The sequence below is a fragment of the Citrobacter sp. Cb041 genome, from assembly GCF_030336655.1.
GTDB classification, from domain to species: domain Bacteria; phylum Pseudomonadota; class Gammaproteobacteria; order Enterobacterales; family Enterobacteriaceae; genus Citrobacter; species Citrobacter braakii.
In genome coordinates, this window is record NZ_JAOWDD010000039.1 from 1 (window position 1) to 12,975 (window position 12,975).

The 12,975-nt window shown below is 51.8% G+C and carries 12 protein-coding genes; 6 read left to right on the forward strand and 6 right to left on the reverse strand.

Annotated features, from left to right (window positions below; genetic code table 11):
* Positions 1-116: 116 nt before the first annotated feature.
* Positions 117-1,505 carry a Re/Si-specific NAD(P)(+) transhydrogenase subunit beta gene (gene pntB / locus OGV52_RS12950; RefSeq protein WP_016153031.1) on the reverse strand — a complete coding sequence of 463 codons (1,389 nt, stop codon included), beginning with the start codon at positions 1,503-1,505 and terminating at the stop codon, positions 117-119.
* Positions 1,506-1,515: 10 nt separating this feature from the next.
* Positions 1,516-3,045: a Re/Si-specific NAD(P)(+) transhydrogenase subunit alpha gene (pntA, locus tag OGV52_RS12955; RefSeq protein ID WP_029139532.1), complete on the reverse strand. Its 1,530-nt coding sequence runs from the start codon at positions 3,043-3,045 to the stop codon at positions 1,516-1,518.
* A gap of 525 nt (positions 3,046-3,570) precedes the next feature.
* Here pntA and ydgH point away from each other — a divergent pair.
* The 3 genes from ydgH (at position 3,571) to folM (ending at position 6,901) form a co-directional block, all read left to right on the forward strand.
* A complete protein-coding gene (gene ydgH / locus OGV52_RS12960) occupies positions 3,571-4,515 on the forward strand; it encodes a DUF1471 family protein YdgH (RefSeq protein WP_016156455.1) in 945 nt (314 codons plus the stop codon).
* 244 nt (positions 4,516-4,759) lie between these two features.
* Complete coding sequence (locus OGV52_RS12965; RefSeq protein ID WP_016153028.1) at positions 4,760-6,142, forward strand: amino acid permease; 1,383 nt, start codon at positions 4,760-4,762, stop codon at positions 6,140-6,142.
* A 36-nt stretch (positions 6,143-6,178) separates the two neighbouring features.
* Complete coding sequence (folM, locus tag OGV52_RS12970) at positions 6,179-6,901, forward strand: dihydromonapterin reductase (protein ID WP_049041460.1); 723 nt, start codon at positions 6,179-6,181, stop codon at positions 6,899-6,901.
* On the opposite strand, the gene OGV52_RS12975 is transcribed toward folM, so the two are convergent.
* The gene (locus tag OGV52_RS12975; RefSeq protein ID WP_016153026.1) at positions 6,898-7,233 is read right to left on the reverse strand and encodes a GlpM family protein; all 336 of its coding nucleotides are present in this window, start codon (positions 7,231-7,233) and stop codon (positions 6,898-6,900) included. The two genes, folM and OGV52_RS12975, sit on opposite strands and share 4 nt — an antisense overlap.
* 117 nt (positions 7,234-7,350) lie before the next feature.
* On the opposite strand from OGV52_RS12975, the gene rstA reads away from it, so the two are divergent.
* Positions 7,351-8,094, forward strand: a complete 744-nt coding sequence (rstA, locus tag OGV52_RS12980; protein ID WP_016153025.1) for a two-component system response regulator RstA — start codon at positions 7,351-7,353, stop codon at positions 8,092-8,094.
* A gap of 148 nt (positions 8,095-8,242) precedes the next feature.
* Here the strand turns inward: rstA and OGV52_RS12985 are convergent, their stop codons facing one another.
* Positions 8,243-9,271 carry a HoxN/HupN/NixA family nickel/cobalt transporter gene (locus tag OGV52_RS12985; protein WP_200079930.1) on the reverse strand — a complete coding sequence of 343 codons (1,029 nt, stop codon included), beginning with the start codon at positions 9,269-9,271 and terminating at the stop codon, positions 8,243-8,245.
* A gap of 120 nt (positions 9,272-9,391) precedes the next feature.
* Positions 9,392-10,231, reverse strand: coding sequence for an aminoglycoside phosphotransferase family protein (locus OGV52_RS12990; protein WP_200052456.1), 840 nt, complete (start codon positions 10,229-10,231; stop codon positions 9,392-9,394).
* Between the two features lie 192 nt (positions 10,232-10,423).
* Between OGV52_RS12990 and OGV52_RS12995 the strand changes: the two genes are divergently transcribed.
* Positions 10,424-11,215, forward strand: coding sequence for an MBL fold metallo-hydrolase (locus OGV52_RS12995; protein ID WP_287108612.1), 792 nt, complete (start codon positions 10,424-10,426; stop codon positions 11,213-11,215).
* 22 nt (positions 11,216-11,237) lie between these two features.
* Here the strand turns inward: OGV52_RS12995 and OGV52_RS13000 are convergent, their stop codons facing one another.
* Positions 11,238-11,582, reverse strand: a complete 345-nt coding sequence (locus OGV52_RS13000; protein WP_072034061.1) for a DUF1294 domain-containing protein — start codon at positions 11,580-11,582, stop codon at positions 11,238-11,240.
* Between the two features lie 65 nt (positions 11,583-11,647).
* Between OGV52_RS13000 and rstB the strand changes: the two genes are divergently transcribed.
* Positions 11,648-12,949, forward strand: a complete 1,302-nt coding sequence (rstB, locus tag OGV52_RS13005; protein WP_046276335.1) for a two-component system sensor histidine kinase RstB — start codon at positions 11,648-11,650, stop codon at positions 12,947-12,949.
* Positions 12,950-12,975: the final 26 nt, after the last annotated feature.

Consider the following 12,975-nt stretch of genomic DNA (forward strand, 5'->3'; position numbering starts at 1 on the left):
AGGTGAACGTAGCAATATACCGGAGGCAACAGATTCATTACCTCCGTATGTGCCACTCATCCTCGTTAACTGACAAGCATTACCTTCGCAGAGGCCGTCTTGGTTTGCGCTGACGATTACAGCGCTTTCAGGATCGCATCCACGCTGGCTTTGGCATCGCCAAACAGCATATGGGTGTTTTCTTTAAAGAACAGCGGGTTCTGCACGCCAGCATAGCCGGTGTTCATAGAACGTTTGAACACGATAACGTTCTGCGCTTTCCATACTTCCAGCACCGGCATACCGGCGATTGGGCTACGCGGATCGTCCTGCGCCGCCGGGTTTACCGTATCGTTGGCGCCAATCACCAGCACGGTATCGGTATCGGCGAAATCATCATTGATTTCATCCATTTCCAGCACGATGTCATAGGGTACTTTGGCTTCCGCCAGCAGTACGTTCATATGACCTGGCAAGCGCCCTGCTACCGGGTGAATACCAAAGCGTACCTTGATGCCGCGGGCGCGCAGTTTCTCGGTGATTTCAGCGACCGGATATTGCGCCTGTGCCACGGCCATGCCATAGCCCGGGGTGATTATCACGGAATGCGAGTTCTTCAGCATTTCTGCCGTGTCTTCCGCATTAATCTCACGATGCTCACCGACTTCTTCATCAGACCCCGTAGAAGAACCATCAGAACCAAAGCCACCGGCAATCACGCTGATAAACGAACGGTTCATCGCCTTACACATGATGTAAGACAGGATCGCACCGGAAGAACCGACCAGCGCACCGGTGACGATCAGCAGATCGTTGCTGAGCATAAAGCCCGCCGCCGCCGCCGCCCATCCTGAATAGGAGTTAAGCATTGAAACGACGACCGGCATATCCGCACCGCCGATGGACGCCACCAGATGCCAGCCAAAGGCTAACGCAATAATGGTCATCACGAGCAGCGCCAGAACCTGCAGGCCCACGCTTTCGGTACGAACAAACACCACCAGCAACAGGAAAGAAACAACCAGCGCCGCCAGGTTCATTTTGTGACGATTCGGCAACATCAGCGGTTTAGAGGAGATCTTACCGCGCAGTTTGCCAAACGCCACCACGGAACCGGTAAAGGTCACCGCACCGATGAAGATACCAAGGAACACTTCCGTCAGGTGAATGTTCACCAGAATCGGTTCCAGGCCCGTGTCGTGATACAGGTAGCTGTTGAAACCCACCAGTACCGCCGCCAGACCGACGAAGCTGTGCAGAATCGCCACCAGCTCCGGCATCTCGGTCATCTCGACTTTCTTCGCCAGACGAATACCAATCGCGCCGCCGATGATCATCGCCACCAGGATCCACGCAACGTTGCCGGTCTCCGGGCCAAAAATCGTGGCAATCAGCGCAATCGCCATCCCGGCGATACCGTAGTTGTTACCCTGTTGAGAGGTTTCGTGTTTCGAAAGCCCCGCCAGGCTGAAAATAAACAGGATCGCGGCAACAATGTATGCAGCTGTAACTAATCCTCCAGACATATGTTACCCCTTAGTTTTTCCGGAACATTTTCAGCATGCGCTGAGTCACGGTGAAGCCACCGAAAATATTAATGCTGGCAATAAGCACCGCGATAAAGCTCAGGAAACTCACCCAGCCACCCTGGCCAATTTGCAATAACGCCCCGACAACGATGATCCCGGAGATAGCGTTCGTCACGGACATCAGCGGAGTGTGTAGCGCGTGCGACACATTCCAGACCACGTAGTAACCCACTACACAGGAAAGCGCGAACACCGTAAAGTGACCCAGGAACTCTTTCGGCGCGACATCAGCAAGCCAGCCAAACAGTATGACGACCAGTGCCATCAACGCATATTTGCGCCACGGTGAGGCCGGTTTTTTCTCTTCTTTCGGCGCGGGCGCGGCTTTTGGCGCAGCCTGCGGCTGAGCTGAAACCTGGATAGGCGGCGCAGGCCAGGTGATTTCACCCTCGCGAACCACCGTAACGCCACGTACGACCACGTCGTCAAAATCGACGGTGATATTGCCGTCTTTCTCTTTGCACAACAGCTTGAGCAGGTTAACGAGGTTCGTGCCATAAAGCTGGGAAGACTGCGTCGGCAGTCGGCCTGGCAGGTCGGTATAACCGATAACCTTCACCCCGTTCTCGGTGGTGGTCACCTGGTTGGGCACGGTATATTCGCAGTTACCGCCGTTTTGCGCGGCGAGATCGACAATCACGCTGCCCGCCTTCATCGAATCGACCATTTCACGGGTGATCAGTTTCGGTGCAGGTTTGCCCGGAATCAACGCGGTGGTAACGATAATATCAACGTCTTTCGCCTGTGCGGCGAAGAGCGCCATTTCGGCTTTGATGAACGCTTCGGACATCACCTTGGCGTAACCGTCGCCGCTGCCGGCCTCTTCTTTAAAGTCCAGTTCGAGGAACTCAGCGCCCATACTCTGAACTTGTTCTTTCACTTCCGGACGAGTGTCAAAAGCACGAACGATAGCGCCCAGGCTGTTTGCCGCACCGATAGCTGCCAGACCTGCCACACCCGCCCCAATCACCATGACCTTGGCAGGTGGAACCTTGCCCGCGGCGGTGATCTGGCCGGTGAAGAAGCGGCCAAATTCATGAGCGGCTTCAACAATGGCACGATACCCGGCGATATTCGCCATCGAGCTTAAGGCATCCAGCGACTGCGCGCGCGAAATACGCGGCACGGAGTCCATCGCCATAACCGTCACGTTGCGCTCTGCCAGCTTTTGCAATAGCTCAGGGTTTTGCGCGGGCCAAAGAAAACTCACCAGCGTCGTGCCCGGGTTGAGCAACGGGATTTCCGCCTCTTCCGGCGCGTTGACCTTCAGGATGATCTCTGACTGCCAGACGGCATTTCCGTCAACAATTTCTGCGCCTGCTTGTACAAACGCCTTATCGTCAAAACTTGCCAGTTGACCTGCACCGCTTTCAACCGCGACGCTGAAACCCAACTTAAGCAGCTGCTCAACCGTCTTAGGCGTAGCTGCGACGCGGGTTTCATTGGTTAACCGTTCTCTTGGTATGCCAATTCGCATAATGTTCCCTTCCATCTGTATTTGTGATGATGGTTTATCAATGTTCGCACGAGGCATGCGCGCACTCTCGAAAGAGGTCAGTGTTACCCCAATAAAATAAAACAGTAACAAACTCTGTATAACCTACTGAAAATGACGCCTGTGATCTAGCGCCAAAAAACAGTATTTATTATGAAATTCGCGAAATAGAGATGAATCGGACCGCTGGCAGATAAAATACCCTAAAAATAGTCCACAAAGGCCGATAATTCGCTCAAGCGAAGCGGCAAAACATGATTACGTGCCTGCCAAAAACAATTGATTAACATTAAATTAACTTATGAAATTCAACTGCTTTATCAGTTTTGGTCGCCAAACGCCGAAATTTTCGACATATCACAAAATGTTATCTGTGTTGTTACGTCACGTGGCACGATGAGTGAAAAATGACGCAGACACTGACACAATTTAAATGCAATAATCAGCGACGTTTCTAGTCAATAACAATACCAGTACCTGGTTTGCGCAAGGCGAAGGATTATTTTTATGAAGCTTAAGAACACTCTCCTGGCGTCCGCACTTATTTCTGCGACTGCTTTTTCTGTAAATGCAGCGACAGAATTGACGCCGGAGCAAGCGGCTGCCCTGAAACCCTATGACCGCATTGTGGTTACCGGTCGTTTTAATGCTATCGGTGACGCGGTGACCGCCGTATCACGCCGTGCAGATAAAGACGGTGCAGCCTCCTTTTATGTTGTTGATACCTCAGATTTTGGCAGCGGCGGTAACTGGCGCGTTGTAGCCGACATCTATAAAGCTGATGCTGAAAAAGCGGAAGCGTCCAAAAACCGTGTCATTAACGGCGTGATGGAATTACCGAAAGATCAGGCCGTTCTGATAGAACCATTCGATACCGTTACGGTGCAGGGTTTCTACCGCAGCCAGCCTGAAGTGAACGATGCCATCACCAAAGCAGCGAAAGAGAAAGGCGCTTACTCCTTCTACATCGTGCGCCAGGTCGATGCCAACCAGGGTGGCAACCAACGTATTACCGCATTCATCTATAAAGCTGATGCGAAAAAACGCGTAGTACAAAGCCCTGATGCGATCCCAGCAGATTCAGATGCCGGACGTGCCGCATTAGCCGCCGGTGGCGAAGCCGCGAAGAAAGTTGAGATCCCAGGCGTTGCGACTACCGCGTCTCCGAGCGCTGAAGTCGGTCGTTTCTTCGAAACGCAATCCACCAAAGGTGGGCGTTACACTGTCACGCTACCGGATGGAACCAAAGTTGAAGAACTGAACAAAGCAACCGCCGCTATGATGGTGCCGTTCGACAGCATCAAGTTCACCGGTAACTATGGCAACATGACTGAAATCTCTTACCAGGTAGCCAAACGCGCAGCGAAGAAAGGCGCTAAGTATTATCACATCACCCGCCAGTGGTCTGAACGTGGTAATAACATGACCATCAGCGCTGACCTGTATAAGTAATACTCAATACCTTATCAGGTCTACAGCCTTGTAGACCTGATAATTTCCCGCCATCCTCCCCTCGGGCGAAACAAAAACAGCAGTATTAAGACTACTTTTCACACTATTAGTCACAAATCTCTCTATCCCCATTGCATGCGTTCTCTTCTCTCCGTAAAATCCCGCGCCTTAGTGGCTTTCACCATTTTTATGCGGTTTGCCAAAATAATTATTCTCTCACTCTCGTTTTTGTCACTGGATACAAATGGAAAAGAAATTGGGTCTGAGCGCACTCACCGCGCTGGTTTTAAGCTCAATGCTCGGCGCTGGTGTTTTCAGCCTGCCACAAAATATGGCGGCGGTAGCAAGCCCGGCTGCATTACTGATTGGTTGGGCGATTACCGGTGCGGGTATCCTTTTGCTCGCCTTTGCCATGCTGATTCTGACGCGTATCCGTCCTGAACTGGATGGCGGCATATTTACCTATGCACGTGAAGGTTTCGGTGAGCTGATTGGCTTCTGCTCCGCGTGGGGATATTGGCTGTGTGCTGTTATCGCTAACGTTTCGTATCTGGTGATTGTTTTCTCTGCGCTCAGCTTCTTTACCGACACGCCGGAGTTACGTCTGTTTGGCGATGGGAATACCTGGCAGTCGATTGTTGGCGCATCGGTGCTGTTGTGGGTGGTCCATTTTCTGGTGCTGCGTGGTGTGCAAACGGCAGCCAGTATTAACCTGGTGGCGACGCTGGCGAAATTACTGCCGCTTGGTCTATTTATCGTGCTGGCGTTTATGCTGTTTAAGCTCGACACCTTTACCCTCGATTTTACCGGCGTAGCGTTGGGCGTTCCCGTCTGGGAGCAGGTAAAAAACACCATGCTCATCACCCTGTGGGTTTTCATCGGTGTGGAAGGCGCGGTGGTGGTTTCAGCTCGTGCCAGAAACAAACGCGATGTCGGACGCGCTACGCTGCTGGCGGTACTCGCCGCGCTGGGCGTTTATCTGCTTGTCACCCTGCTGTCTCTGGGCGTTGTCGCACGTCCCGAACTGGCGGAGATCCGCAACCCCTCAATGGCCGGTCTGATGGTGAAAATGATGGGGCCATGGGGTGAAATTATTATTGCCGCAGGTCTGATTGTCTCCGTGTGCGGTGCTTATTTAAGCTGGACGATTATGGCGGCGGAAGTGCCGTTCCTCGCCTCCACGCACAAAGCGTTTCCACGCATTTTTGCGCGGCAGAACGCGCAAGGCGCGCCATCGGCGTCGCTGTGGCTAACCAATATCTGCGTACAGATTTGCCTGGTGCTGATCTGGCTCACAGGTTCCGACTACAATACGTTATTAACCATCGCCTCAGAAATGATTCTGGTGCCCTATTTACTGGTCGGCGCATTTCTGCTGAAAATTGCCACTCGTCCAATTCATAAGGCTGTCGGTATCGGAGCGAGTATTTATGGCATATGGTTATTGTATGCGTCAGGTCCGATGCACCTGCTGCTGTCTGTAGTGCTGTATGCGCCAGGGCTGCTGGTCTTCCTTTATGCCCGTAAAACACACGCGCATGAAAACGTATTAAAACGCCAGGAAATGGCGCTGATCGGCCTGCTGCTAGTTGCTGCTGTTCCGGCGACCTGGATGTTGATGGGGTAACATTGTCCCCATCGTTCGCGACACATGGAGATTACGATGGGTAAAAAACCCCCTTTGCCAATTCTTATCACCGGAGGAGGTCGACGTATCGGCCTCGCCGTCGCATGGCACTTTATTAATCAAAAACAGCCAGTTATCGTTAGCTACCGCACGCATTATCCGGCTATTGATGGCCTGCGAGATGCGGGCGTGCTGTGTATCCAGGCTGATTTTTCCACCGATGAGGGCGTACTGGCCTTTGCGGATGAGGTCAAAGCACAGACGGATGGCCTGCGCGGTATTGTGCATAATGCCAGTGCCTGGCTTGCAGAAAAGCCCGGTGCGCCGTTAACCGAAGTGCTGTCAGCCATGATGCAGATTCACGTCAATACCCCCTACCTGCTCAACCACGCGCTGGAAGGATTGCTGCGCGGGCATGGACACGCGGCCAGCGATATTATCCATTTTACGGATTATGTTGTGGAGCGTGGCAGCGATAAGCACATCGCTTATGCAGCCAGCAAAGCGGCGCTGGACAACATGACCCGCTCGTTCGCGCGCAAACTGGCACCAGAAGTGAAAGTGAACGCGATTGCCCCCTCGCTAATCCTGTTTAACGAGGGTGACGATGCAGAGTATCGTCAGCAGGCATTGAACAAATCACTGATGAAAACAGCGCCGGGTGAAAAAGAGGTCATTGATTTAATTGACTATCTGTTGACCAGCTGTTTTGTCACCGGGCGTAGTTTTGCCCTTGATGGCGGGCGTCATCTGCGTTAGTGCAATTTAATCCAACAAAAAATAAGCAACCATGCGCTCAGGCCCCAGCACACCACTGAACCGCCGAGCGCAACGGGTAAGCGCATAAATCCGGTGAAATACCACAGCGAAACGAGGTAGACAAAATAGGGAATAATCGACCACATGCTGAAGACAATGGTTGTACGCAACGCTTCGATCCCACGTTCACTGGCCACGATATAGTGGGCAATCAACGCAAAGGTCGGGAACAACGGAATTAATCCGGCAATATAGTAGTTCTTTGTTTTCGCCAGCACACCAATCAACACCACCACCAGCGCACCGAGCGCCGCTTTTATAACGAGTCCCATCACTCTGCCTTAACACATCAATAACATCAGCCCCTAGCATAACGGAAGCGTTCTTGTTTAGAAAAGATTAATGGAAGGAAAAACCAGGGCGGTGTATGTTGGCGTTTTATATTCAAAATGAATGATATGAACACCATCGTATTTGTTGAAGATGATCCCGAAGTTGGCTCGCTGATTGCGGCCTATCTGGCCCGGCATGATATTGAGGTTATCGTTGAGCCTCGAGGTGATTTGGCCGAGGAGAAAATCCTGCAAGTTCAACCCGATTTGGTGTTATTAGATATCATGCTGCCGGGCAAAGATGGGATGACTATCTGCCGCGATTTGCGTGGACGCTGGCAGGGTCCAATTGTCCTGCTCACCTCGCTGGACAGCGATATGAACCATATCCTGGCGCTGGAAATGGGTGCCTGTGACTATATTCTGAAGACAACGCCGCCAGCAGTGCTGCTTGCTCGCCTGCGTCTGCATCTGCGCCAGAATGAACATTCAGTCCAGTCTAAAGGCATTCAGGCGGCAACCATCACGCCGCACACGACGCTGCGCTTTGGCACACTCACTATCGACCCAACCAATCGTTCCGTGCTGCTCGGCGGCGAGCAAGTCTCTCTTTCCACCGCAGATTTTGAATTACTGTGGGAGCTGGCAACCCATGCCGGGCAAATTATGGACCGCGATGCGCTGCTGAAGAACCTGCGCGGCGTAAGTTATGACGGCATGGATCGCAGCGTTGATGTCGCAATTTCCCGGTTACGCAAAAAACTGCTCGATAACGCGACTGAACCCTATCGAATCAAAACGGTACGCAACAAAGGTTATCTGTTCGCACCGCACGCCTGGGACGATGAACCTCAAATGTAATCCCACTGGGCCGACCATTATACGTTACACCGTCACTTATAATATCACCCAGATTTGGGTGATGAAGATGGCGTGTATCGTCACCGCGAATTAGTCAGCCCTCAAGTAAGATCCAAGCCTTCCCTTTCACGGAAGGCTTTCTTTTGTGTCAACTAAACGTCAGCCCGTCGTATTTTTTCCAACGGTAATTTACTGCAGAAATAATCCAGCAGCCGATAAAGACGCCAATAATCGCAAACCCGACATTCCCCATATGGTCACTCAACTCGCTGATGGTGTCCCACAAACCTCCCTGGAGCGAAAATGCGTCAGAGAGAAGCCCCAGCGCCTCCAGCCCGCCAATAAAAAGCGCAACAATTACCGAGGTCCCGGTGATGGTCATATTGTAATAGAGCTTACGCTGCGGCTTATTGAATGCCCATCCGTAAGCCTCAACCATCAGGATACTGTCGAGGCAGTCAATCAGCGCCATGCCGCAGGTAAACAGCGCCGGGAACACGAGAATTGACCACACCGACATGCCACTGGACGCGCTTGAAGCAGAAATTCCGAGCAGAGAAATTTCAGTAGCGGTATCAAAACCCAGGCCAAACAAAAAGCCGACAAAATACATATGCCAGTCTTTGCCTACCAGCCGAAACGCCGAGCGGAAAAGCCAGTTCAGCGGGCCTGAAACTGTCATTTCCTCTGTGGTGCCATCGTAAGTACCGGTGCGTTTTAGATGACGAAAAGCCTTCCAGACATGACAGAATATAACGAGATTAATGGTAGCCAGAATCAGCAGAAATACGGCAGAAACCGTGGTACCTATCAGACCGCCGACATTCTGAAACCATGCCATGTGTTGCTTAAACACGCTGGTGGTCAACGCAATGCCAATGCTTGCCAGTACCACAATGGTGGAATGCCCAAGGGAAAACCAGGCTCCCGTCGTCAGGGCGCGTTTTTTCTGCTGCATGAGTTTACGCGTAGCGTTATCTATCGCGGCGATATGATCGGCATCAACAGCATGGCGCAAACCATAGCACCATGCGATCAGACTAAGCGCCAGTAACGACGTGTTGTTGCTAAACGCGCTGTAAGCCCACAGCCACGCCACGATGTTTGCCCCGATGAGTAAGACCATCAACAAAATAATGTTCGGGCGTTTTTTTAATAAAAAAAACAATGCGTTCATTGCTCACAGCCTGTCAAATTTGCGCTAAAAAACACACTACACCGCCGTTCACTGATTGATTAATAAAACATTTACCAGGCTAATGATAACTCTAAAGAATTACCAGCCCAGTGTCGTAGATCAAAATTGATTACCCCCAAAAGCGAGTTCCGCGCTCGCTAACTCTGCGATGCGCAGGGGTATCGTGGCGCAGTCTCCTTCTTGCAGAAACCAGGCAGACGACAACCCACACCAGGCAATAATCCACATCAGCAAACGCTGCCGTTCAATCCTCGCGATTTCAGACACAATATTTACCCGTTGTGCGAATATTTCTGGCTCAATGGCGACAGGTTTGGTGGGGTCGGCAAGATCGGGATTAGTAAAAATATTGGCGTAATCAAAGCCACGCTCGCCCACCAGCCCTTTAGGATCGATAGCCAGCCATCCTTTCGTTCCGAAATCAAGAATATTGCCGTGGTGTAAGTCACCGTGCAATACGACTTCATTCTGGGGAGAGGAGAGCAATACGTTTGCCACCTCTGCACAATGCGTCAGGATGCCGCCATGCTTTTTCGCGGCAGGAGCCAGATCGCGAAACCAATAAAGTAGCGGTGTTAACGCAGGCGTTGACGCATTCCGGGGGAGATGGAGTCGACTGGCTGCATGGCAAATAATGCGACAGGCCTGCGCATCATTGCCAGACCAGGACATGTCCGCTAAAGACCCCGCCCCTGTTGCACGTTCTAACAGAATCGCCCCTGCTGCATGAGCAAGCACTTTCGCAGCACCATTCCCGTTCCACCAGACCATTAGTTCGCAGCCGTTCCGTTCACTGTCATCGTCGGTGAGTTTGAGTATGGCTTTCTGACCATCTTTGGTCACCACGGGCAAAAGCTGTGATGTGTGCGTCTCAAGCGGTTGGCCATCAGGAGTAAGTCCCCAACGGCTGAGCCAGGAGTTGAACAGACTATTTTCCAAACATTATCCTCATTTTTTTCGCCAGAAATGACCCTCGACAGGGACGGTGTAGACATTATTCCTGCTTTCTGCTGGTTGGGCCACAACGACCCACGTCCACCATCACTGGCTTATCGTGTAGAGCACTAAAGGGCACACCCTTGCGTATCGGTGTGCCATGCTGACTGTGTTTTTTCAATAGAGGAAGACTCGATGATCACGTTATGCAAAGCCTGTGGTACATCCTATGAGGTGGCCGACGCCCTTCCTGAACATTGCGATATCTGCCAGGACGAACGTCAGTATGTCCCCGCGACCGGACAGGAATGGGTCGATTTTGCCGCACTTTGTGCTTCGCACACAAATAAGTGGCGGCAACATGACAGCACCCTCCTCAGCATCAGCACCGTTCCTGGTTTTGCAATTGATCAACGGGCGTTTATTCTGCGTACTCCGGAAGGCAATATTTTATGGGACTGCATTGCCACACTCGACGACGCCACAAAAATGCTAATAACGTCCCTGGGCGGGCTTAAGGCCATCGCGATTTCGCATCCTCATTACTACACCACCATGCAAGACTGGGCTGACGAATTTAACGCTCCCATTTATCTCCATGCCAACGACTGCAAGTGGGTAATGCGCGACAGCCCGTGGATTAAATTTTGGGATGGCGACACCCTGGAACTAACACGCGACGTCAGTGTGATACGCCTTGGCGGACACTTTGCTGGCGGCTGCGTTCTGCACTGGGCGCGAGATGAAGGCGTGGTGCTTTCCGGCGATATCGTTCAGGTCACCCCTGGGGCGCATGCCGTCTCCTTTATGTGGAGCTACCCCAATATGTTGCCATTGCCAGCCGCAACGGTCAGCGACATTACCCACCGCCTGAGTACGGTGAAATTTAAGCAACTTTATGGCGCGTTTGAAGGGAAAGACATAACGAAAAATGCCGATGACATCGTGCAGCGCTCAGGTGAAAAGTACGTTTCCTGTCTCAAGTAAGCAGGCTGCCTGTCACTGACGTTCACCAGGATGAAAAAGGATAGAAATGATAGGCCGCTCCGATGACAGACACATTCACTATCACACTGATAATAAAGTAGGTTTTGAATGGCTGTTTTTGTGTTTTATGGCGAAAGAGTTGTTGAGCGGCTATCGCGCCACCCCACCCGCCAACAACGCCAAACAGCAGCAAAGTGGACTCCGGCACTCGGCGCCAGGCCCTGCGCGCTGCCATTTTATCCGCACCGTACATTGCCAACGTCAGTATGTTGGCGAGCAAAAACCATATAACAAAGGGATGCGAGGTGAAAATGCAGCCTAACGCTGCGAAAATGAGTAGTAAATAACAACAGCGATTGAAATTCATATTTTTATATCACAGCAATTTTGAGAGTATCGGTGAGCATTATATTATGTATTCGGTGATTTTTTATGAAGAAGCTGTTTGTACAGTTTTATCTCCTGCTGTTTGTCTGCTTTCTGGTGATGACCCTGCTGGTCGGCCTGGTCTATAAATTCACCGCAGAGCGCGCAGGCAGACAATCCCTCGACGATTTAATGAAAAGCTCGTTATACCTGATGCGCAGCGAGCTTCGCGAGATCCCGCCACGTGACTGGGGTAAAACGCTGAAGGAGATGGATTTGAACCTCTCCTTTGACCTGCGCGTTGAACCGTTAAATAAGTACACGCTGGACGTTCAAACAATGCAACGTTTGCGCGAAGGCGATATCGTGGCGCTTGACGATCAGTACACATTTATTCAACGGATCCCACGCAGCCATTACGTGCTGGCCGTCGGCCCGCTTCCCTATCTCTATTTTCTCCATCAAATGCGCTTGCTGGACATCGCGTTGATGGCGTTTATTGCTATCTCGCTGGCCTTTCCGGTACTTATCTGGATGCGACCGCACTGGCAGGAAATGCTGCGACTGGAAGCTGCTGCACAGCGTTTTGGGGAAGGACATCTGGGCGAACGCCTCCATTTTGACAGCGGTTCCAGCTTTGAGCGATTGGGTATCGCGTTTAACCAGATGGCAGACAATATCAATGCGCTAATCGCCAGTAAGAAACAACTTATCGATGGCATTGCCCATGAGCTTCGTACCCCACTGGTACGCTTACGTTACCGGCTGGAAATGAGTGATAACCTCACCGCGCAGGAATCCCAGGCACTAAATCGCGATATTGGCCAACTGGAAGGGTTAATCGAAGAATTACTGACCTATGCACGGCTGGACCGCCCGCAAAATGAACTGAAGCTCAGCGTACCGGATCTGGCCGTTTGGCTGACAACCCATCTGGAGGATGTGCAAAGCGTAAACCCTGAGCGTGCGGTGCGCTTACGCCATCTTAATATTGGCGACTACGGCGCGCTGGATATGCGCCTGATGGAGCGCGTACTGGATAATCTACTGAATAACGCCCTGCGCTATTGCCAGTCTACGGTGCAAGCGAGCCTGTTATTGAATGGCAATCAGGCGACGCTGGTTGTGGAAGATGACGGTCCCGGTATTGCTCCAGACGCCCGCGAACAGGTTTTTGAACCGTTTGTACGCCTTGACCCCAGCCGTGACCGGGCGACCGGTGGTTGCGGGCTTGGGCTAGCCATTGTTCACTCGATCGCATTGGCTATGGGCGGTACGGTCGTCTGTGATAAAAGTGAACTCGGCGGCGCCCGCTTTTGTTTCAGTTGGCCCGTCTGGCATAACATTCCTGAAATTTCAGCTGCCTGACCCATTCGGCTCGGTGGTCAAATGGT